Genomic DNA, 20,549 nt, shown 5'->3' with positions numbered 1-20,549 from the left:
TCGTTATGAGAAAAAGATTCGTTCAATTTTCTTTTGAAGTACAGTATCTAAAGATTTTACAAATCCAGCAAATTCATCGGTAGAAATCATATGAGTAAGAACGAGTCGTCTGCCATCTGGTGTTTCACCGCATAAGACGAATGAAGAAAATTCATATGTTTTGTTTTCAACTACTAATTTTGGATAGGAATACGTGTCGCTTTTCTTCTTCTTTCCATCAATAGAGATGACGTTGCATTTTTTCTCATTGTTGTCCATGGTGAATCCCTCCTTTCTATTATTTATGGTAGACAAGGAGGGTTTAGAACAATAGAGAAGGGGGAATTTTTTATGTCTGTTGTAATAGAACGTATTCCAAAAGAGGCTATACCGAAGGCTTTATTGTTACTTGCTGATCCAAGTGAACGGCAAATAGCTACGTATGTACAAAGAGGATTAACATACGTAGCTAAGCAGGGGGGGAGCGTTATCGGTGTATATGTTCTTTTGGAAACAAGGCCAAAGACGATGGAAATCATGAATATTGCGGTTGCAGAGCATTTGCAAGGAAAAGGGATTGGGAAGAAGCTATTAAGGCATGCTGTAGAAACTGCTAAAGGATATGGTATGTCAAAACTTGAAGTTGGTACAGGCAATTCTAGTGTTTCACAACTTGCTTTATATCAAAAATGTGGATTTCGTATTTTTTCTATTGATTTTGATTACTTTTCGAAGCATTATGAAGAAGAGATTATTGAAAATGGGATTGTATGTCGTGATATGATCCGGCTTGCAATGGAATTGAATAAAAACGTATAACTATTTAGGGGGAAGAGAAGATGGAAGTACATAAAGCAATTACAGCACATTCTCGTAAACAAAATGAAAGTGTAAAAGCATGTTTACAATTAGATGCACAGCGTGAAGCAGCTATTGAAGCTGCCGTATCTCTTGCGTCAAATGGGAAAGAATTTTCGGTTGATGTCATTAATGTTGTAACGAAGCAGATTAATGATCTTGCAAAAAATGGTGTTACCTTGCAGCGTAAATATGTTACAGAAGAAATGGTTATGGAGTATGTAAGTCGTTTGAAAGAGAAAGAAGGTCGTTAAAGATGATAGTTACAGTCGAATGGTTACGTGAGCATATAGAAGATGAGAATGTCCGTATAATCGATTGTCGTTTTGATTTAGCGAATCCTAATTGGGGTAGAGAAAAGTATGAAGAAGGACATATTCCTCATGCGTTATATTTTGATTTGAATTTAGATTTATCAAGTCCTATAGCAGAACATGGTGGCCGCCATCCTTTACCAAATATTGAGGAGTTTGTAGACAAGCTTTCGAAGGCTGGTATTGATGAACATACGACAGTAATTGCGTATGACAGTCAAGCCGGTGCAAATGCTGCTCGTTTATGGTGGTTATGTAACTATGTAGGACATGAGAAAGTATATATATTAGATGGTGGTTTCCAGGCTTGGAAAGAGAATGGACTACCGACAACAGCGGAAATTCCTGTTGCTATACGAAAAACATTCAAAGCTAATATACAAGATCATATGCTTGTAACGATGGAAACGGTCAGAGAGAATATCCGTGCAGGTGCGGATGTTACATTAATTGATTCAAGAGAGCCCAAACGTTATGCTGGTGTAGAGGAACTTGTCGATCATAAAGCAGGACATATTCCAACAGCGGTAAACCATTTTTGGAAGGATGGAATGTTGCAATCAGGACAATTTAAGAATAAAGCTGGGCAACAAGAACGATTCCAAAATCTGTCGAAAGATAAGGAAACCATTGTATATTGTGGTTCTGGTGTTACGGCATGTCCAAATATCGTCGCATTAAAATTGGCTGGATTCCAAAATGTTAAATTGTATGCAGGTAGCTGGAGTGATTGGATCTCTTATCCAGAAAATCAAATTGCAAAAGAAGAAGATTAATCACTTGCATGCAAAAATAATTTGTATTAAAATAAGGTCACAAGCAAGAGATTGCTCGAAAAACTTTGTATTTTACACATTGGAAACAATGTGATAATATAACGACAAGTAAATAATACATCCTGCGGTGTGCGTAACTTATTTATGTCTAAAACCGATGTTAGTTATACGGAAGCTCAATATTTAGCGACCATCATCAAGCCTTCCTTGTGGAGGAAGATGTACGGTAACTGTGAGGGCATCCACCTGCGAGTAGCGGGTTTTTGGACATTTACGAGGAGCGGCACGTGCGGGGGTCTTATTTCAACTAACCTTATATAAAATTCCTACGGTGTACGTAGCTTATGCATGTCTTAAACCAATAAGTTTAATATGGAAGTTCAATATTTAAATGTAGCTAACATGCCATCTTTTTAAGAAGGAAGTTACAAACATTTGTGAGGGCATCCACCTGTGAGAGCAGGTTTATGGACATCTAGAGAGAACGGCATATGTGGGGCTATATAAAAACCTTACGTTTTATACGTAAGGTTTTTTTGTTGCATAGATATATTAATATTATCTTGATTCACCTGTGAAGTTTCCATACAAAGTGTTGACATCTATTTTAAATAAGAGTAACATTTTCAATGTAATGAAAATAAGTCTCTGTTAGGTGAGGCTCCTGTATAGAGAAATGCTACTGCCCAAAAATGTCGAGAGACGCCAATGGGTCAACAGGAATGATCGAATTAAGGTTTTTCTTAACGTAGCTGGTAATGTACCTATGCTATACAGTGCTAAAACTCGGTGAGGGAGAGGTCCGTAGATTTCTAATTATATTAGAAATCGTTTATTTGTGTATGTAATGGCCGCTACTCTCTTAAGGGTAGGGGTCTTTTTTGTTACCAAGCTATGAGTAATTTCATATTATAAACTATAAAATTAAACGAGGAGGTGAGGAGCATGTCAAATTCTGACTCGGTTCCGTTACCCATATACTTCAAATCAAAAATATATGATGTAGGCAGGAAACGATTTGTTCCTCCCTCTATATTTATCACAATATAGCGTTTATAAAGCGCGAGACACTTTCACAGTAAAGTGGATAAATTGAGAAACAAAGCGTTTCTTCCTATGTTGTAAAGGAGGAGACGATAATATGTTATATGCAAACAAAACTGTGGGTAACACGTCATATAAACTAAGTAAAAAATCAATAAAAGAACAAACAATGCTCCAAAAAAATAAAGATTTATTAATTGAAATTGCAACAAGAGATGTAAAATCTGTATTTGCATATTTTAAAACAACAAGAGACGGACTATCAATGAAAGAGGCACAAAAACGTATTCAAGTATATGGCCGAAATGAACTAACTTCAAAAAGAGCACTTCTTGCAGAAGTAATGATGAAGCTAGGTGGCATGATTCCAGGTTTTTCAAAACAACGTGTGTGTGATGAATTACAACGTGAAACGATTACTGTATCTAGAGTAGAATGTTCTAGTAGTACAGGGCTAAATAGTGAACTGAAAATGATGGAGATACCTGTGCAAGAACTTGTACCTGGAGATATGATTTTTCTTTCGGCTGGAGATGCTGTGCCAGCTGATGTACGTATTATTTATGCAGATGATTTATTAGTGAATGAGTCTGTGTTAACGGGAAACGAAGCGAATGTAGAGAAGTTTGAGAGCTGCTATCACCTTGAACGTAAACGGTTTATTCCATTAAAACGGATGAAAGATTATAATCCACTTGAGCTTGAAAATGTATGTTTTAAAGGTTCGCATATTGTTAGTGGAAATGCAAAAGCTATCGTTGTTTCTACTGGAAAAAATACGTATTCAGGCATCTTGCATACTTGTTGTAGTAGAACGTCTTAATGTGTTAATGATGCTAAATATACAAAAACAATGTATAATAGACAAAGTTGAGCAAAAACGTAGAATGGTAATCTATTTATATAACCTTACGTGATAACGTAAGGTTATTATTTTTTTAATAGGAGAGGAATTATGAAAAAAGTATTATTAGTTGATGGTATGGCACTATTATTTCGTGCTTTTTACGCAACAAGTGTCTACGGACAATTTATGAAACGACAAGATGGAACCCCTACGAACGGGATTCATGGTTATATGAAACACTTATTAACAGCTACGCAAGCGATCGAACCAACACATATCGTTACATGCTGGGATATGGGAAGTACGACATTTAGAACAGAATCGTTCTCGAATTATAAAGCAAATCGTGCAGCGCCACCAGAAGAATTAATTCCTCAATTTGATTTAGTGCAAGAAATGACTGCAAAATTATCCATTCCAGTTATCGGTATGAAAGGCTACGAAGCCGATGATTGTATCGGTACGCTTGCAAAACAATATTGCAATGAAGCTGAAGTTTATATTTTAACAGGTGATACGGATTTACTTCAACTTGTTGATAAGAGCGTTACAGTCATGCTTCTGCGTAAAGGAATTGGAAATTACGAATATTACACACCGGAGAAAATCATGGAAGAAAAAGGTGTAGAGCCGTGGCAAATCGTCCATGCAAAAGCTTTCATGGGAGATACAAGTGATAATTATCCAGGGGTAAAAGGTATCGGTGAAAAAACAGCGTATAAGCTTATTCAAGAGCACGGAACAGTATCCGCTGTACTAGAAAATGTAGAATCATTAACAAAAGCGCAGCGTACGAAGATTGAAAGTGATTTAGAGAACTTAAATATTTCGTTACAATTAGCCCAAATTCACTGTGAAGTTCCAATTTCATGTTCACTAGAAGAAGGATTACACACAATGGATGAAGAAAAACTTAGATTTGTTTGTGAAGAAATGAATTGGGGAAGACCTGAAATATTAATAAATATGCTATAAATAGTTTGGGAAGAGGGATGTTGCATAAGTCGAACTTTGACTTGGTGACACCTTCTTTTTGTTTTTGTAAACAGTATTATAATAAATAAAATTATGTCGAACTCAATTTTAAATATATAAATATTTCGACAAGATATAATGATAAAAGTTGATGAAAATAATAACTTTTATCATGAAGTGAATTAATTTCAACATAGTTTTAGATAATCATTTTTTCGTGTTCACAAAGTTGTCAGAAAATAAACGAGATTTTCATATGAAGTTCAAATAGAATTCACAACAATCAATTATTATAAGAACACACAGATAATTCTTTATCTTTTATATAAACCATCCCCCAAGGAGGACAATGAAAATGAGAAAAAAAGTGAGAAAATCTTTTAAACAATTATTAATTGAAAATAAACAATCACTATTAAATAATAAAGAAAATATGAAAGAAATTGAAGAGAGAATTGAGAAACGACATGTAGCATATAGTGGTGCCAGTAATTAAATAAAATAAAAAAGATAGCCTATGTAGGCTATCTTTTTTATTTTATATTGAAAAAACGCTATTCAGCTCTTTAATTTTGTAAATATGCAAGATATTTTTATAGCGTTTTTCTATCAATATTACTCATTTTTCGAGGTTGAAATTGGTATATACCAATTTTTGAGATTTTCTATTCAAAATATTACAAAAAATGTTACAATACACTCAAATTTATACTATAAAATCATTTTAATATGAAAAATTGGAATGAAAAGAAAGGAGAGGAATATGAATAAAGATGTCGCTTTGAAATGATTATTATCATTTCATTAGGAGTTGATGTAAAAAGATGAAAAGATACGAAGAATTGGACTCTATAAGAGGGATTTCTTCATTAGTAGTAATGATTGGTCATCATTTAATGATTTTTTCAGCATTTCAAAATTACAGTTATGAAGATAATAAACCATTTGTTGTGTATCTATTAAAAGAAACGCCTGCTCGTCTAATTTTTAGTAGTGGTAACGAATCAGTTATTATCTTTTTTGTTTTGAGCGGATTTGTTTTGTATGAATCTATTCAAAAAAACTATAGTAGCTATGGGTCATACCTTTTAAAACGTATATGCAGAATATATATTCCTTATATTGTGGCAATAATTATAGCTATTGTATGCCAGATTACAATTAGTGAATATGGTATTTCTTATTTAAGTGAATGGTTTAATCGCTCATGGACGATTAAAAGTTCTTCAAGCTTAATCGCACAACATATTTTATTGGTTGGGAAATATAATACAGATGCATATAACGGTGTGATTTGGTCACTTGTCCATGAAATGCGAATATCAATAATTTTCCCGTTAATTTTGATGATTTGCTTACGAAAAACGTTAAGGTGTTCATTACTATTATTGTTTAGTTTTAGTATATGTTCTGTCGTAATATTATTTTTGTTTCGCTCGGGCTTAACATTAACAAGCTATGCATTAACATTGCATTACACAGTACTGTTTTTACTAGGAGCACTAGTTGCGAAGTATAAAAATAATTTAATAGTTTTTTATAGTAATTGTACTAAAAACACGAAAATTGCATGGTTTTTATTTGCGATTTTACTTTTTATGTATGAAGGGCTTATAGGAGAAATTAAAGTGCTCAATAATTTTATATTTCGAGACTACGTAGTGGCGATAAGTGCATGTTTATTTGTCATATTAAGTTTGTCAATATCAACTTTGTCGTCCTTGCTACATAATAAATATTTGTTATATTTGGGGAAGATTTCTTACAGTCTTTATTTATACCATATTATATCGTTGTTTTCCCTTATATACATGCTCCATGAAATATTACCGTTGCCTATTATTTTAATTTTTTCACTTGTTTTTTCGTTTATACTTGCAATGCTTTCGTATGTATATGTAGAAAAATTTGCATTCGGAGTCGGAAAGTATGTAACAAAACAAGTGGATAGAAGAGAGAAAGGGTTATCTGTAAAGAGTGAATTGCAGGATGTTATTCAGAAAAGGGCGGTGAAATAATTGAATCAAGAAATGAGTATAAAAGATTTTCAACAATTACTGAAAAGAAGATTCGTAACGATTATTTTAACGATGTGTTGTTTAACCGCTTCTTTAGTTCTTATCTCTATGTATGTTTTAAAGCCGTCATATCAATATTCAACGCAAATTCTTGTTGGGAATTTAGATGAGTTTAATAAGGAAAATTCAACAAATAAAACACAAGAAAATAAGCAACTAGTAACATCGTATGTTGATATTTTAAAAAGCCCATTAATTATTTCAACAGTCAAAAAAACTTTGAAATTAGAGCAATCAAGTTATGAATTAGCACAAAAAATCTCGGTTGTGAATACGGACAACTCACAAATTGTAACTGTTACAGTAAAAGATTCCAATCCGAAAATCGTGAAAGACATTGTAAAGACATTGGCAGAGCAATCACAAAAAAGCTTTCAACAGTACACAAATGTACAAGGGGTGAAAGTATTAACTGATCCTGAGTTACAGGAACAGGCTGAAAAATTGTTTCCGAAATTTCAACTGATCATTCCTATTTCTTTAATTGTTAGTTTTTTTGTTGGGATAGGTTTAGCTGTATTTCGAGATTATTTTGATGAACATATATACACGGAACAGGATTTAGAGAAAATAACAACAGTCTCTGTTATTGGTCACATAAATATGGAACCAAATAGAAAAAAGAAACCTACAGAGGTTGATAAAAAATCATCTATATATCGAGGTGAACATGTCGATGTTTAGGACAAAGAAGCAGCTGCCATTCAATTTGCATGATGATCTGATGAAAGAGCAGTTTTATACGGTGTATCACGAGCTGAAAAAATCCGGAAAACAACTGTTCACAGTTAGTTCAACGAAGGACAGAGGTGTTGTTGCCTCGCTTATAGTAAATATGGGTCTAGTGTTTGCGGAAATGAAAAAAAAGGTGTTACTTATTGATGTGAATTTTTCTGACCCTAAACTACATGTATTATTACAAAGTGATCACATGATAACAGTAAACGATATAATAAGCTCTTCCTCCTGCAATTATGAATCTTTTTCTAGTAATTTGTCTAATTACTTATATTGTATTCCTGCCAAAAAAACAGTACATACAGGGACGCCTTTAGTTGCTATGGATGAATTTGATAATGCGATTGCTAAGTGGAAAGAAGATTTTGATTACATTTTCGTTTATTCTTCTGAAGTATTTGAGCTTCCTGCTACGCACATTATTGCAGGGAAATGCGATGGAGTGGTTTTAGCAGTTAAAAAGCAAAAAGATTCACTACGTACAGTGCAAAAAGTAATAGCGGATATAAATAGGAAAGAATGTGAATTAATAGGTATAATTTTATATTCTTGAATGTGGGGGTAACGATCCATGATTCGTGAAACAAATCAAGCCAAGTTGTATACGATTCCGGCTCAAGAAAAGCCTAGCATATTGAATCGAAGTGTAAAACGCTTGTTTGATATTATATTTTCAATCATATTGTTACTATTAACAATACCAATTATGTTGTTCTTTTGTATTATGATTACCTTAGAAACATCAGGGGCTCCAATATACTTTCAAGAACGTTTAGGTATAAACGGGAAGAAGTTTAATGTATTTAAATTAAGGTCGATGGTAAAGGATGCTGAAATGAACGGACCACAATGGGCAAAAGAACATGATCAAAGAATTACAAAAGTTGGATTGTTTATAAGAAAAACGAGAATTGATGAATTACCACAGCTCTTAAACATTTTAAGAGGAGATATGTCTTTTGTAGGCCCTAGACCAGAGAGAGAGTTTTTTTATAATGAGTTTGATGCGTATATTCCAGAATTTAAGGAACGTTTAATAGTAAAACCAGGATTAACAGGATGGGCACAAATAAATGGAGGGTATAATCTTGATCCAAAGGAAAAGTTGAGGCTGGACATGGAGTATATTGAAATGAAAACATTTCGGATGGACATCCGTATTTTATGTAAAACCGTTTTAATTGTATTGAACGGTAATGGTGCAAGATAAATATATATGTAAACAAACAACATATGTAAGTAGGTTACTTGCAAAGGAGAACTTGTATGGGTAGATCTATTCTAAGCAATATTATCCATCTATTTTATAGTACGATTTTAGCTAACCTTCTTCAGGCCGTCAGTTTAATTGTTTTAGCAAACTTTTTTAACGCACAACATTATGGGATGTTTAGTGTTGCCATAGCAGTGACGTTTGTTATGTTATTTTTTACAGACTTAGGACTTAGTAATACGTTTCTTCGAGAAGGGGCAAAGGATGGAGCAGATTTAGAGCAGATTTTATCATCGTATATAAAAATAAGGATGATTCTACTTATTTTTATTTCTATCATCGGTTATATTGCTATTCATTATATGTATGCGGATAAAAATTTAATTTATATGATGATAAACGTAATGTTTTTCATGTTAATAGGATTAACTTGGCAAAACATAGGGATTGCCTATTTTCAACTGACGGAACGTATGAAGTATATAGCGCTCATAAAAGTTGTATCAGCATCAGTTGTCATTATAATTACATGTTTTTGTATTTTCGGAGAGTTACCGGTGTATGTAACAGCTCGCTTATATGCTTTTGGGTATATGATTGGTGGTTTATTCAGTATATATATCATGAGAAGAAAGACGAAAATGAATATGAAAGTCGTAATTCATAAAGCGTTATTTTGGCAATTAACTCCCTTTATTATTAGCGGTTTTTTAATAATGAGTACGCCACAATTAGCGCCTATCTTGCTTAACTATACATTGCCATTAAGTATGGTAGGTGTTTTTGCAGTGGCGTACCGGATGCCGGCAGCTTTATATCAAGTACCAGGGGTAATTGCAGGTGCATTTTTTCCGGTGCTCTTTAAGCATTATAACCAGAATAATATAGAAGAGCATACGAAATTAAATTTACTTCAAATTAAATCAATGGCGATTGTAGGAATATGTATGACGATCGGTTTATATCATTTAGCACCATACTTTATTTCTATATTTTTTCATGAAGAATGGAGGAATGCAGTAGAACCACTCCAAATATTATCATTTCTTATTGTGCTACAAAGTTTAAATATTGCCATTGCTGACGGTTTAACGACGAGTGGTTGTCAAAATAAGAGGACTGTTGTGCAGTGTGTAGCATTGGTGATAGGTGGGGTTATGCTTTATAGCTTTAGTAGTCTTGGTGGAGTGATAGGAGCGGCATACGCTATGGTTTTATTTGAAATAGTCGCTTTAGTGGGATATATAGCGGTAAGTGTAGTGAAGAAAAAAATTGTATTCCAAATTGTAATACCGTATACAATTTATTTTGGTGTAACCTTTATTGGAGTGCAATATATATTGCATACATATCATTTAATTGCGCTTGTTCTTAATATACTAATTGTAGTAGCTGCCATATTCCTATATGATTATGAGCTAAAAAAACTTCTTCTTTCTTTTATAAGAAAAATACGCAAAAAGGATTATATTACGAAACAGGGGATATAGCCTATGGAAAATAATATGAAAGTATCAATGGGATGGATTATTCTTCTAATATTATTTGTCATGTTAAGTAAATACAATTTATATATTGGATTTTCATTGAAGATATATATGATTTTTTTAGTCATATATTTTTGTTTAACAATTAAAGACTTTCATATTCAAAAGTTATATTTTCATGAAGTTATATTTTTACTGTTTTATTTCATTTATTGTTTAAGTGGAATTCTTTCTATGTATTTAAATGCTAGTATTCGTATGATTTTTGGCGTGCTACTCGTTTTAGGATGCTATTTTATAATGAGGAATTTATTGGGCAATACTGAAATAGTGGTACTTGAATCATCTATTGCTTATGTAGGAGTAGTATTTAATGTTGTAAGTCTACTACTCTATATAATCGGTTTACAATACTTTAGTTTATATGGTGGAGAAGAGAGAGAAATTTTTGCTGGATTATTAGTTGATAGAGGATATCCACGGTTAATTGGATTGCTAGATGATCCTAACATTTTTATTTTCTATAATACAATATTTTTTATGTACTATATGACGAATTTGCAAAATATCACTAACATCTTAGGGTTAATTTTATGTGTTACGACGAGTCTATTAACCTTTTCAAGAGGGGGAATATTAGCGCTTGTGCTTGTCATTTTTGTATATATATGTATGTCTAGTTTCGCTAAAAAAATAAAAATAATTATGAGTTTAGTATTGTTTAGTGTAGTTATTTTTAGTTTATCGAATAGTGTAATGGGGGGGCAATTAGATGACATATTAAATAAACGAATTTCTGATTTTTCCCATGATAATGGAAGTGGTAGATTTACATTATGGGAAGCTGCTTTTAAATATTATTTATCCAATCCATATATCGGAATTGGTGCGTTTAACTTCTCGAATTATTATGAGTATCAATTTAATGAAAAATTATATGTACACAATACATTTTTAGAAATTTTGTCTGAGTCGGGTACAATTGGTTTTCTTCTATATAGTGCGTTTTTATTCATATTAATGTTCAAGTTAGCGCAGCATACTTTGTTTCGTGAAAAACCATACCTTCTATTGACTATGATTGCATTTTTATTTCAGATGATGTCATTGTCACTCATTATTAACGAAGCGTTCTTTTTATTTTTAGCAGTTGTTGTGAAGTATATTTCAATATATGAAGGAAGGGGAAAGATAGATGGTAAAATGTCTATCAGCACATAATAAGGCGCCTCATGTTTCTGTAATAACACCTTCTTATAATAGTAGACGATTTATAGGTGAGACAATTTTATCTGTACAGAATCAATCGTATGAAAACTGGGAAATGATTATCGTTGATGACTGTTCAACCGACCAATCTGCCGCAAAAATTAAAGAGATAATAGAAGGAGACTCACGTATTAGGTTATTATCATTAAAAGAAAATGTTGGTGCTGCTAAAGCTCGGAATTTAGCGATTCGAGAGGCGAGAGGAAGGTACATTGCCTTTTTAGATAGTGATGATATATGGTTGCCGCATAAATTGAAGACACAATTGTTATTTATGGAAGAAATGAATATTGCTTTTTCATATGCGTCGTATAGTTTAATTGATGAAAATGGTAATGAATTAAATCGCGAAGTGAGTGTACCAAAATCTGTTGATTATCATTATTTAGTAGGAAATACAATTATCGGGTGTTTAACGGTGATGATTGATCGTGAAAAAATTCCGTATGTCGAAATGCCTAGTGTACAGCCGGAAGATACAGCGTTATGGCTGAACTTATTACATGAAGGGCATGAAGCAAAAGGGATACAGCAAGTATTAGCGAAGTATCGAATTGTAGCAAATTCTGTTTCGAGAAATAAAGTTAGAGCAGCTTTTCGGTATTGGAAATTATTAAGGGACCAAAAAAGTCTTAATGCAGTGCAAAGCTTTTACTATTTTAGTAAGTATGCTTATCATGCTTATAAAAAAAATAAAATCAATGTAGTTGGGAAGACGCAATTATGAATATACTGTTGATGACAGATAAATTGATAACTGGCGGAGCCGAAAATTATTTCTGTAAATTAGAAAATAACTTGCATTATGAGGATTTTAAGATTTATACAGCTGCAGGTTATGGAGAACTATATGAATCCCTTACTAGAAAAGAAAATTTTATATTACTTAGTCGATGGAATCATTTGAGAAATATTTATTATTTACGAGACGAAATTTATAAACGAAAGATAGAACTTATTCATGCGAATAGTTTGCGAATGGTATTATATGCTTTTCTACTTCAAAAGTTTATTAAAAAAAAGATGAAAATTGTTTATACGAAACACAATGTAACGATATTAGAAAAGAAAATGCCAACGCTTTTTCGGTATTTCATGAATAAATATGTGAACAATATTATTACAGTAAGTGAGTTTGAAAAGAATAATTTAATTTCAATTCATGTAGCAGAAGAAAAAATAAATACAATTTATAACGGTGTCGATATTGAAAAGTTTTTATTCCAGCAGAAAAAGAAAGAATCTACATATAAAATAGGGATATTAGCTAGATTATCCAAAGAGAAAAACCATCAACTATTTGTCAAAATTGCAAATGTGTTGAAAAAGAGAAATGATTTTATGTTTTATATTGCTGGTGATGGACCAGAGAAAGAATCGATTATGAAAGAAATAGAAAAATATGGATTGCAGCAAAGGGTGAAGATGCTAGGGAATATTTCAGAGCCGCATGAGTTTATAGGGAATATGGATGCCTTACTTTTATTATCTTTTCGTGAAGTGTTTCCAATGGTAGTAATTGAAGCGATGGCTACAGGGACACCAATTGTTTCAATAGATGTTGGTGGAATACATGAAGCGGTAATAGATGGAGAGTCAGGTGTTTTGATATCTGAATATTGCGAATCCGAATTCGCAAGTGCGCTTGAGGAACTACAAGGGAATGAAGAGAAGGTAACTGCTATTAGATTGAAAGCACGAGAGAAAGCAATGAGATATTTCTCGTTAACTAAAATGATAGAGGAAACGAAAAATATATATGAATTAAACAAATGACCGAGTAGGTCGTTTGTTTTTTTTATTATAGAAACTTTTAAGAGACAACTCACATATTATATGAAAAAGGTAATATGAGGAGTGAATTTATTTTGTCAGAATATATTTCATCCCAAGAAGATTGTGCGCCAGAAAGTAGCGTTCATATTGATTGTTTTGGCGCAGTTCCAAACTCGGGAAATGATAGCTCATTAGCAATTCAGCAAGCTATTGATTATTGTGTAGCGAATCGAATTTCGACGGTTAGAATTACAGGGGTAAATACGTACAAAATTGTAAAGCCGATTGTTATTAAATCAAACGTAAGATTAGAGTTAGATCCTACCGTAACACTGCAAATTGATGGGGATTTTAATGCATTTGAGCTACAAAGTAACGCTTCGATAGTTGGTGGTACTCTTCAAGTTATAAATCCATTGTTTCAATCTGCTGTTATTTATGTTTCTGGTTCACAACAAATCGAAGTACCTAATCAATCTGTTATATCAAATATAAATATAATAAATACAACTCCATTGTATAAAGGAAAAGCTATACATTTTTATTGTCAAAAGGCATGGGATTTTATTAGTTTCTTTCAAGTTAAATTTATTCAAATTAAAAACTTTCAAACTGCAATACATTTGAAGACAGAATATATAAATGATATCAATACACCTTGCTGGATTAACGCCAATGTATTTCAATCTATATTTATTGATGGATGTGTGTATGGGATTGAAGTAGATGGAAATAGTGATTTGCCAAATGAAAGTTCAGGAAATACGTTTCATGATATTCAAGTGCAATGTAGACAACAAACGGAAAAAGTAATTCGTTGTTCAGGTGCGTATAATACATTTGATTGTATGATCTGGGATACGTACCGGATGAGTAGTGAACAAATTGTTATTGAATTTTCTTCCAATTCTCATCGTAACTACCTTTTTTCAAATCTGCTTTCGACAACTATTGTAGATAAAGGACAATACAATGTTTGTAAGTCTACTTATGAAGAATCCCTACGAATTCAGTTACCTTTGACGTTAAATAGACCTCATTTAATAGGAAATCAAGATGATATTTTAGTAAATGCTCAGCAGAAATATAACGTTAAGCAAGTAAGTGGAAAAGTGCCGTACGGGGGAAATCTCACAAATTGCTTTAATTTAATAGATGAACAAAGTGTAAACTATATTGACGTTCCAGATAGTGATCCAGTTGTAATTGAAATGGATTTTACGAAAAAACCAATACAAATGTTAAATTGTTTTGGAATGTATTTTGGATGGGGAGAGAGCCCAAAGAAAATTAAAATTGAATATGCATTAAGTGCAACTGGAAGTTGGGTTATCGCGTTGGATGTTCCATTAAATGTTGGCGATACAATTATATCGAATATGAAGGCCAGTCAGTTATATAAAGTTAGAATTACATTAAGTGGTTATTCTCAAGATCATAAACGTTTTCGAATTAATCGTATCTTTGCAAGATCTTCTATGGAAAATGGGAGTGCTTGGTTAGCGACGACTGGCGGAAGAATGTTTGGAGATATTGAAATAGAGGCAAGTAAAGGTATAATCATGAAGACTGCTAGTGGAGTGAAATGGAAAGTTACTATTAATGAAGCTGGCCAACTTATTACGACTAAAATAACTTGAGGTGGTGTTTAATCGTATATCCTTGGACGAGTTACAACGTAGTGGGATATAGGTAATGAAAAAGAGATTGTAATTTGGTTTCAACCAAACTACAATCTCTTTTTTGTTTCAATTACTTCCACCAAATCCAAGTCCAAAGGTAATTTCGTACATTTCGAGGAGTAATGCGAATGAAGCGTTCACCGTCAAAGAAGCAATTTAAATTTGGAAGTGCTTCATCTGGATTTTCTGGAACAAAGGTGACGATGTTTTCGTTACTTGTAACGGTTACTGTAATTGGTGGGTCGGTAGCGGATTTGAAGTTGTAATGTTTTAATCGCAAGATAAATACTTTCTACCCTAAAATAGCTTCTACGTAAAGAACATCACTACTAGCAGGGATATTTAAAATAACGATAGAACTATTTTGTATATAGATATGTTGCACCAGCATGGTTTTAATTACTAATTTTACTTAATTTTTAAGTGAATGGTGTCATATCACATACATATAGTTCTGGTCAAAATAGGATATGTATGCGGTAGTTAAAGGGAAAAGTATATAAGCTGATTTAGAAAGAACAATCTAAGAGTCTAGATAAAGAGAGGGAGAATGATTGAATTGGAAATTAGAGTGGAGCGTCTTCGGAAAGAGCAAATAAGCGACATTGTAGCATTATCTTCTTATATTGGTTGGGATTATAACAGAGAAGAAGTTGAAACAATTTTTAACTCAGGTATTGTATACGGCGTATGGAATGAGAGAAAGGAACTTATTGCTAGCGCGGCAATAATATTATATGGGGAGAAATTAGCGTCTATCGGAATGGTGATTGTACATCCAGATTATAAGGGGAGAGGGATTGGAAAGATAATAACGGAAGCGTGCGTTAAAAGCGTATCAGCTCATACTCCAATTATGCTGATTGCTACGGATGAAGGGAAACCTTTATATGAAAAGTTAGGATTTAGGGCAGTAAGTTATGTTTCTAAATACATATGTAACTCATACAATGCGAAAGATTATTGTGTAAGAAATGAAGATTATGTGATGAATTATGAAGAGGGTGATTTAGAAAAAATAATAAAAATAGATGAATATGCGTTTGGAACAAATAGAAAAGAGTTTTTAAAGAAAAGAATTGTGCAAAGTGAGCAGTGTGTCGTTGTAAAGGATACGAAAGAAAATGTAGTAGGATACGGTATAAGTATACAAACGCCAGAAAATAAAATAATAGGACCAGTCGTTGCTAAAAATAATGAGATGGCAATGAGAATAGTACATGATTTAGCAAGAGGGCATAATGGAAAATTAAGAATGGATGTACCAGAAGGAAAGAACGATTTCATGAAAGAATTAGAGATTGCTGGTTTTAAAAAGGTGAATACACCACCAATTATGATGAAAAATAGTAATCGGTTATTAAAAAGAAATAGTGAACTATATAGTATTGCAGCGCAAATTTTTGGATAAAAAAGAACCCTTTTAAATGAAGGATTCTTTTTTGAGCCAATTTAATCACGATATTGGTCATGAGTCGGCTGAAAGAGGTCTTCCTCGATATCTCGCACCATAGAAAAATGATCAACGTTATAATGACCGTGTAAAGTTTTATTGTGATGACCAATAATTTGTTCTGCAGACAATACGTTAGAATCAGTTGTTGAATGACCGCTTTTAATTAATGTAACGTCAAATCCTTGTACAGTTGCTGTCCTAACGGCAGTGTCAATGCAATGTTCTGTTTTACATCCGCCTATAACAATATGATTAATGTTTTCTTCTTTTAAAAGTTCAAGTAAAGAAGTACCGTAGAATGAATTGGTTGCTGCTTTATTAATAAAGATTGCAGACTGGGGTACTTGAATTTGATTATGTACTTCAAATCCTTCGCCACTACCAGAAGCAACATCGATATCTCTTACGAAAACAATAAGAGCATTTGAATCTATTGCTTTCTGGAGGGCTATATTTAGTGTAGATAATAGCTCGGTTTTACGAAAAACTTCATTTTCTTGCTCATTTCCATCAATTAATTCTTGCTGAGCGTCGATAATTAATAGTGCTTGTTTCATCGTGTCTCCCCTTTAATATGAAATAAGTTCCACTGTACATATTCCTTCAGATTGTTAGAAAATCCTCCATTGTAAGAGAAGTAGAAGATTGATTTACAAAGTTGTCAAAGAAATTTCATTCTCATAGCGTGTAAAAACATGTATGATAGGAGATGGAGAATTTTTGAGTAGGTGGGAATAACATGCAAACAGTAGAAGATTATCTTTCATTCTTACATACGAAAGGATTTAAATTATCAGAGGAAGCACAAGGGTTTATTATGTTTGGACAAGGATATACTGGTGCGTCTGATGGGATTGTGAACGCAGCAATAGAAGCGACAATTAAACATCAATTGCAGTTTGATGGTAGTTATTTCGTTGCGTTATTAGAACGATTGAAAGAGGAAGAAATTACAGATAAAAAAAGCGCTAAGGCTTTTATGCGGAAGTTACAAGCGTAACTTCACGCAGCCTGCGCTTCTTTTTTTGTTTTGGAAGGTAATTCAACAAAAATCATGCCTAGAAAAATACATAGACATCCGATAATAGCAGAAATAGAAAGTTGTTCATTTGCAACGAGAACGCCTGTTAATGCAGCAAAAACGGGCTCCATTGCGAAAATAATTGCTACTCTCGTTGGAGAAGTGTGTTTTTGTGCCGATGTTTGAATGAAAAAAGCAATAGATGTTGCAAACAGGGCAGTTAGAAAGAGTGCGAATAAAAAGGATTGATTCGTCCATAGTGATACTGAAAATAACTTTTCCCAATCTTCAAACAAAAAAGCGCAAATAGAAGAAAATATACCAACAGCTAATACTTGAGATGTGCTTAATAATAAAGGTGATATTTTCTTAGAAAAGAAGCCGTTAATAAGAATATGGGCAGCGAAAGCGACTGCACAACCGAGAACAAGTATATCTCCTATATTTAATTGGAAAGAATCAGCAGCTGTTAATAAGTACAAACCTGTTGTAGCTACAACAATACCAAGTACGATGAAAATGGTGGCTTTTTGTTTTAAAAAGATAAAGGATAAGATTGGGACCATAACAATGCTTAGCCCAGTTAAGAAACCTGCTTTTGAAGAAGTTGTATAAAGTAAGCCAAATGTTTGTAATAAATAGCCGACAAATAAGAAGAACCCAACTATTAATCCAGCTAAACTACTATGTTTTAATTCTTGTTTTGAAGTTTTCTGTGAGAAAATAATTTGAACCAATAATAAAATAATTCCAGCGAATAAAAAACGAATACCATTAAACGTAAATGGACCAACGAAAGACATAGCGTTTTGAACGACAACAAACGTAGCTCCCCAAATAAAAGAGACAAATAATAAAGCAAGAGGAGCAATCCACTCTTTTTTCACACTCATACCCCCGTTAATTTTGTAAGATAGCTTTTCTAGCTAATTCATCAGCTACTTTATTTTGACTACTTGGAATCCACTTAATAAAAAAGAGATTGAAGTTTTTTATGTACTGTAGTGCTTCATCTAAAAGAGGTGCAAATATTTTATTTTTTGCGTATTCCTTTTCAACAGCCCGCTCAACAAGCTGCGAATCTGTACGAAAAGAGACAGTGCTATAATTATGCTCAATGCAATATTTTAATGCTAGAAGTAAAGCGCGGTATTCTGCTTCATGATTGGACATTGTTCCAAGTGGTACTGATAATTGTACAGGCGGCTGAACGCCTTTAATAAACACTCCTGCACCAGAAGGACCAGGATTTCCTTTTGATGCACCATCAATATATACTTCAATCAAAATGAGAAACCTCCAAATTATAAGATTATCCCCTACTTAAATATTTTTTTGAAGTAGGGGATAGAGTAGTTATCCGATTGTGATGCTGTAACGACATGTAAATGTTTCATTCGCTTGTAAAGATTGAATTCCCTTTTTGTCCTTGAAATCTTTTGCTGGATTTACTTCATCAGCGATTCCATACCAAGGTTCAATACATAAGAAAGGTGCGTTATCCCCTGGTGTCCATACGCCGACAAATGGAAATCCATCAAATTCTACTTTTACAAATTTATTATGTTTATGAGAACGAATCGAAATTTCATTCGTATTCATATGTTCAAAAATAAGTGCATCATTTTTGAATAAATCGTATGTAAGTGGCAATTCAGTCGTATTTTCAGCGATTAATTGCTTTTTGTTTGAAAGATAAGGTCCTTCTAATACGCTTGTTTCTAAGCGTTCCGAACCATTAAACGATAAGTGATAATCTGTAAATGATTCACCGTCCAATAAAGGGAAGTTGAATCCAGGATGTGCTCCGATTGAGAAGAACATTTCTTTAGAAGTAGGATTGTTTACTTCATATGTTACATGAACACTTTGTCCATCTAGCTCATAAGAAACGAGTAATTCGAATTCGTATGGGTATTTTTTTAATGTTTCTTCATTACTAGTAACGATATAAGTGATCTTTGTTTCGCTTTGTTCTTTCACAGAGAAAGTAAGATCACGAGCGAAACCGTGTTGTGTTAATGAATATGGTTTACCGTCTACGTAGTATGTATTATCTACTAATCGACCGACAATTGGGAACAAAATTGGTGCACGGCGTCCCCAATAAGTAGAATCACCTTGCCATAAATATTCTATGTTGTCTTCTTTTAAGCGAACGCTCTGTAATTCTGCACCTTTGTCAGAAATGGAAACGATCACTTTTTCATTTTGAATTGTTGCTGTCATGAAGTGAAACCTCCTAAATCTTTCATATGTTTCATTATACGTTGTCTAAAAGGAAAAAGGTAGTTTATGATAGGAAATCTATTGACGAAAGAGGGGCTACCACGTAAAATATAATCTTGTTGCTAAAAAAAGAATAACGTGGTTCGAAACCATCCCACGTAAAAAAACTAAGGAGATTTTGTCATGAATATTAGAACATTAGTCGGTAATGGTATTTTAGCGGCATTATATATTGCTGTTTCTATGCTTATTCAGCCATTTGGCTTTACGAATGTACAGTTTCGTATTTCAGAGATGTTTAATCATCTCGTTGTATTTAACAAGAAAGCAATTTACGGAATTGTATTAGGTGTATTTTTAACGAATCTCTTTTTCTCACCTATGATCGCTTATGATTTAGTATTTGGAGTAGGGCAATCTATTCTTGCATTAGTTGCAACGATTATTTCTATGCGATTTATTAAAGGTGTTTGGGCTCGTATGATTTTTAATACAGTTATCTTTACGATTACAATGTTTATGATTGCAATTGAACTTCATCTTGCATTTGACCTACCATTTATGTGGACTTGGTTAACATGTGCAGCAGGTGAATTCGTAGTAATGGCGATCGGTATGCCTGTAATGTACTGGATTAATAAGCGAGTACAATTTGAAAGATTTATGTAATAGATGAAAGAGCTATTCCTTATATAGGATGGCTCTTTTTGTATGTGATTATATTGAATATAATACTGTGACTCTTGATAAAATATAATAAAATAAAGTGAGGCTTCAATTAGCCGGATAAATAAGAAGTCTTACATA

The 20,549-nt window shown here is 33.0% G+C and carries 24 protein-coding genes, 2 other RNA genes and 2 riboswitches; of the genes, 21 read left to right on the top strand and 5 right to left on the bottom strand.

What is annotated here, in order from left to right; all coding sequences use genetic code 11:
- Nucleotides 1-3 precede the first annotated feature (3 nt).
- On the bottom strand, nucleotides 4-258 hold the full coding sequence (locus B9A45_RS21945) for a DUF3931 domain-containing protein (protein ID WP_000369740.1): 255 nt from the start codon (nucleotides 256-258) through the stop codon (nucleotides 4-6).
- Between the two features lie 72 nt (nucleotides 259-330).
- On the opposite strand from B9A45_RS21945, the gene B9A45_RS21940 reads away from it, so the two are divergent.
- From B9A45_RS21940 to B9A45_RS21850, 19 genes are all read left to right on the top strand, one after another.
- A complete protein-coding gene (locus B9A45_RS21940; RefSeq protein WP_000117686.1) occupies nucleotides 331-798 on the top strand; it encodes a GNAT family N-acetyltransferase in 468 nt (155 codons plus the stop codon).
- Nucleotides 799-818: 20 nt separating this feature from the next.
- Complete coding sequence (locus B9A45_RS21935) at nucleotides 819-1,091, top strand: YpbS family protein (protein WP_000451818.1); 273 nt, start codon at nucleotides 819-821, stop codon at nucleotides 1,089-1,091.
- 2 nt (nucleotides 1,092-1,093) lie between these two features.
- The gene (locus B9A45_RS21930) at nucleotides 1,094-1,927 is read left to right on the top strand and encodes a sulfurtransferase (RefSeq protein WP_084065074.1); all 834 of its coding nucleotides are present in this window, start codon (nucleotides 1,094-1,096) and stop codon (nucleotides 1,925-1,927) included.
- A 116-nt stretch (nucleotides 1,928-2,043) separates the two neighbouring features.
- A non-coding RNA gene (ssrS, locus tag B9A45_RS21925) (6S RNA) lies at nucleotides 2,044-2,226 on the top strand.
- A gap of 21 nt (nucleotides 2,227-2,247) precedes the next feature.
- A non-coding RNA gene (gene ssrS / locus B9A45_RS21920) (6S RNA) lies at nucleotides 2,248-2,431 on the top strand.
- Between the two features lie 136 nt (nucleotides 2,432-2,567).
- Nucleotides 2,568-2,731: riboswitch (M-box (ykoK) riboswitch) on the top strand.
- 337 nt (nucleotides 2,732-3,068) lie between these two features.
- A complete protein-coding gene (locus B9A45_RS21915; RefSeq protein WP_084065069.1) occupies nucleotides 3,069-3,794 on the top strand; it encodes a P-type ATPase actuator domain-containing protein in 726 nt (241 codons plus the stop codon).
- 132 nt (nucleotides 3,795-3,926) lie between these two features.
- Nucleotides 3,927-4,793: a 5'-3' exonuclease gene (locus B9A45_RS21910; protein ID WP_000757075.1), complete on the top strand. Its 867-nt coding sequence runs from the start codon at nucleotides 3,927-3,929 to the stop codon at nucleotides 4,791-4,793.
- A gap of 355 nt (nucleotides 4,794-5,148) precedes the next feature.
- Nucleotides 5,149-5,289 (top strand): FbpB family small basic protein, encoded by a 141-nt coding sequence (locus tag B9A45_RS21905; protein ID WP_001228048.1) that lies wholly within the window; start codon nucleotides 5,149-5,151, stop codon nucleotides 5,287-5,289.
- Between the two features lie 328 nt (nucleotides 5,290-5,617).
- A complete protein-coding gene (locus B9A45_RS21900; RefSeq protein WP_000833058.1) occupies nucleotides 5,618-6,811 on the top strand; it encodes an acyltransferase family protein in 1,194 nt (397 codons plus the stop codon).
- On the top strand, nucleotides 6,812-7,555 hold the full coding sequence (locus B9A45_RS21895) for a YveK family protein (protein WP_084065064.1): 744 nt from the start codon (nucleotides 6,812-6,814) through the stop codon (nucleotides 7,553-7,555).
- The gene (locus B9A45_RS21890; RefSeq protein ID WP_002100874.1) at nucleotides 7,542-8,162 is read left to right on the top strand and encodes a CpsD/CapB family tyrosine-protein kinase; all 621 of its coding nucleotides are present in this window, start codon (nucleotides 7,542-7,544) and stop codon (nucleotides 8,160-8,162) included. Before B9A45_RS21895 ends, B9A45_RS21890 begins: the two co-directional genes overlap by 14 nt.
- 18 nt (nucleotides 8,163-8,180) lie before the next feature.
- A complete protein-coding gene (locus B9A45_RS21885; RefSeq protein ID WP_000617648.1) occupies nucleotides 8,181-8,819 on the top strand; it encodes a sugar transferase in 639 nt (212 codons plus the stop codon).
- A gap of 56 nt (nucleotides 8,820-8,875) precedes the next feature.
- Nucleotides 8,876-10,312: an oligosaccharide flippase family protein gene (locus B9A45_RS21880; protein WP_000533743.1), complete on the top strand. Its 1,437-nt coding sequence runs from the start codon at nucleotides 8,876-8,878 to the stop codon at nucleotides 10,310-10,312.
- A gap of 3 nt (nucleotides 10,313-10,315) precedes the next feature.
- Nucleotides 10,316-11,530: an O-antigen ligase family protein gene (locus B9A45_RS21875; protein ID WP_084065061.1), complete on the top strand. Its 1,215-nt coding sequence runs from the start codon at nucleotides 10,316-10,318 to the stop codon at nucleotides 11,528-11,530.
- The gene (locus B9A45_RS21870; RefSeq protein ID WP_000237694.1) at nucleotides 11,505-12,305 is read left to right on the top strand and encodes a glycosyltransferase family 2 protein; all 801 of its coding nucleotides are present in this window, start codon (nucleotides 11,505-11,507) and stop codon (nucleotides 12,303-12,305) included. The genes B9A45_RS21875 and B9A45_RS21870 overlap by 26 nt, the downstream gene beginning before the upstream one ends.
- Nucleotides 12,302-13,354 (top strand): glycosyltransferase family 4 protein, encoded by a 1,053-nt coding sequence (locus B9A45_RS21865; protein WP_084065057.1) that lies wholly within the window; start codon nucleotides 12,302-12,304, stop codon nucleotides 13,352-13,354. Before B9A45_RS21870 ends, B9A45_RS21865 begins: the two co-directional genes overlap by 4 nt.
- 92 nt (nucleotides 13,355-13,446) lie before the next feature.
- Complete coding sequence (locus tag B9A45_RS21860) at nucleotides 13,447-14,994, top strand: glycoside hydrolase family protein (protein WP_142263082.1); 1,548 nt, start codon at nucleotides 13,447-13,449, stop codon at nucleotides 14,992-14,994.
- A gap of 170 nt (nucleotides 14,995-15,164) precedes the next feature.
- Nucleotides 15,165-15,302, top strand: a complete 138-nt coding sequence (locus B9A45_RS32270; protein ID WP_002100876.1) for a hypothetical protein — start codon at nucleotides 15,165-15,167, stop codon at nucleotides 15,300-15,302.
- 284 nt (nucleotides 15,303-15,586) lie between these two features.
- A complete protein-coding gene (locus B9A45_RS21850) occupies nucleotides 15,587-16,447 on the top strand; it encodes a GNAT family N-acetyltransferase (RefSeq protein WP_084065047.1) in 861 nt (286 codons plus the stop codon).
- 41 nt (nucleotides 16,448-16,488) lie between these two features.
- Here the strand turns inward: B9A45_RS21850 and B9A45_RS21845 are convergent, their stop codons facing one another.
- On the bottom strand, nucleotides 16,489-17,049 hold the full coding sequence (locus tag B9A45_RS21845) for a cysteine hydrolase family protein (protein ID WP_084065042.1): 561 nt from the start codon (nucleotides 17,047-17,049) through the stop codon (nucleotides 16,489-16,491).
- Between the two features lie 182 nt (nucleotides 17,050-17,231).
- Here B9A45_RS21845 and B9A45_RS21840 point away from each other — a divergent pair, with 182 nt between their 5' ends.
- Entirely contained in the window at nucleotides 17,232-17,492 is a 261-nt protein-coding gene (locus B9A45_RS21840; RefSeq protein WP_001195212.1) for a DUF6123 family protein, read from the top strand.
- Nucleotides 17,493-17,494: 2 nt separating this feature from the next.
- On the opposite strand, the gene B9A45_RS21835 is transcribed toward B9A45_RS21840, so the two are convergent.
- The 3 genes from B9A45_RS21835 to B9A45_RS21825 all read right to left on the bottom strand — a co-directional run bounded on the left by B9A45_RS21835 (nucleotide 17,495) and on the right by B9A45_RS21825 (nucleotide 19,742).
- Nucleotides 17,495-18,400 (bottom strand): DMT family transporter, encoded by a 906-nt coding sequence (locus B9A45_RS21835; protein WP_142263081.1) that lies wholly within the window; start codon nucleotides 18,398-18,400, stop codon nucleotides 17,495-17,497.
- 13 nt (nucleotides 18,401-18,413) lie between these two features.
- Nucleotides 18,414-18,800 (bottom strand): reverse transcriptase-like protein, encoded by a 387-nt coding sequence (locus tag B9A45_RS21830; RefSeq protein WP_000573881.1) that lies wholly within the window; start codon nucleotides 18,798-18,800, stop codon nucleotides 18,414-18,416.
- A gap of 69 nt (nucleotides 18,801-18,869) precedes the next feature.
- Nucleotides 18,870-19,742 carry an aldose 1-epimerase family protein gene (locus tag B9A45_RS21825; RefSeq protein WP_000127397.1) on the bottom strand — a complete coding sequence of 291 codons (873 nt, stop codon included), beginning with the start codon at nucleotides 19,740-19,742 and terminating at the stop codon, nucleotides 18,870-18,872.
- A 132-nt stretch (nucleotides 19,743-19,874) separates the two neighbouring features.
- Nucleotides 19,875-19,919: riboswitch (PreQ1 riboswitch) on the top strand.
- Nucleotides 19,920-19,925: 6 nt separating this feature from the next.
- On the opposite strand from B9A45_RS21825, the gene B9A45_RS21820 reads away from it, so the two are divergent.
- On the top strand, nucleotides 19,926-20,411 hold the full coding sequence (locus B9A45_RS21820) for a QueT transporter family protein (RefSeq protein ID WP_001026471.1): 486 nt from the start codon (nucleotides 19,926-19,928) through the stop codon (nucleotides 20,409-20,411).
- Nucleotides 20,412-20,549: the final 138 nt, after the last annotated feature.

Origin of the sequence: Bacillus sp. JKS001846 (genome assembly GCF_900176455.1) — a bacterium.
Classification (GTDB): domain Bacteria; phylum Bacillota; class Bacilli; order Bacillales; family Bacillaceae_G; genus Bacillus_A; species Bacillus_A cereus.
Note: the sequence above shows the minus strand (reverse complement) of the source record. Positions and strands in the feature narration are given on the sequence as shown.

Excerpts from the sequence above, each read along its gene's own strand:
- B9A45_RS21945 (WP_000369740.1), bottom strand. The coding sequence starts at position 258 with ATGGACAACAATGAGAAAAAATGCAACGTCATCTCTATTGATGGAAAG.
- B9A45_RS21940 (WP_000117686.1), top strand. The coding sequence starts at position 331 with ATGTCTGTTGTAATAGAACGTATTCCAAAAGAGGCTATACCGAAGGCT.
- B9A45_RS21935 (WP_000451818.1), top strand. The coding sequence starts at position 819 with ATGGAAGTACATAAAGCAATTACAGCACATTCTCGTAAACAAAATGAA.
- B9A45_RS21930 (WP_084065074.1), top strand. The coding sequence starts at position 1,094 with ATGATAGTTACAGTCGAATGGTTACGTGAGCATATAGAAGATGAGAAT.
- B9A45_RS21915 (WP_084065069.1), top strand. The coding sequence starts at position 3,069 with ATGTTATATGCAAACAAAACTGTGGGTAACACGTCATATAAACTAAGT.
- B9A45_RS21910 (WP_000757075.1), top strand. The coding sequence starts at position 3,927 with ATGAAAAAAGTATTATTAGTTGATGGTATGGCACTATTATTTCGTGCT.
- B9A45_RS21905 (WP_001228048.1), top strand. The coding sequence starts at position 5,149 with ATGAGAAAAAAAGTGAGAAAATCTTTTAAACAATTATTAATTGAAAAT.
- B9A45_RS21900 (WP_000833058.1), top strand. The coding sequence starts at position 5,618 with ATGAAAAGATACGAAGAATTGGACTCTATAAGAGGGATTTCTTCATTA.
- B9A45_RS21890 (WP_002100874.1), top strand. The coding sequence starts at position 7,542 with ATGTCGATGTTTAGGACAAAGAAGCAGCTGCCATTCAATTTGCATGAT.
- B9A45_RS21885 (WP_000617648.1), top strand. The coding sequence starts at position 8,181 with ATGATTCGTGAAACAAATCAAGCCAAGTTGTATACGATTCCGGCTCAA.
- B9A45_RS21880 (WP_000533743.1), top strand. The coding sequence starts at position 8,876 with ATGGGTAGATCTATTCTAAGCAATATTATCCATCTATTTTATAGTACG.
- B9A45_RS21875 (WP_084065061.1), top strand. The coding sequence starts at position 10,316 with ATGGAAAATAATATGAAAGTATCAATGGGATGGATTATTCTTCTAATA.
- B9A45_RS21870 (WP_000237694.1), top strand. The coding sequence starts at position 11,505 with ATGGTAAAATGTCTATCAGCACATAATAAGGCGCCTCATGTTTCTGTA.
- B9A45_RS21865 (WP_084065057.1), top strand. The coding sequence starts at position 12,302 with ATGAATATACTGTTGATGACAGATAAATTGATAACTGGCGGAGCCGAA.
- B9A45_RS32270 (WP_002100876.1), top strand. The coding sequence starts at position 15,165 with ATGAAGCGTTCACCGTCAAAGAAGCAATTTAAATTTGGAAGTGCTTCA.
- B9A45_RS21850 (WP_084065047.1), top strand. The coding sequence starts at position 15,587 with ATGATTGAATTGGAAATTAGAGTGGAGCGTCTTCGGAAAGAGCAAATA.
- B9A45_RS21845 (WP_084065042.1), bottom strand. The coding sequence starts at position 17,049 with ATGAAACAAGCACTATTAATTATCGACGCTCAGCAAGAATTAATTGAT.
- B9A45_RS21840 (WP_001195212.1), top strand. The coding sequence starts at position 17,232 with ATGCAAACAGTAGAAGATTATCTTTCATTCTTACATACGAAAGGATTT.
- B9A45_RS21825 (WP_000127397.1), bottom strand. The coding sequence starts at position 19,742 with ATGACAGCAACAATTCAAAATGAAAAAGTGATCGTTTCCATTTCTGAC.
- B9A45_RS21820 (WP_001026471.1), top strand. The coding sequence starts at position 19,926 with ATGAATATTAGAACATTAGTCGGTAATGGTATTTTAGCGGCATTATAT.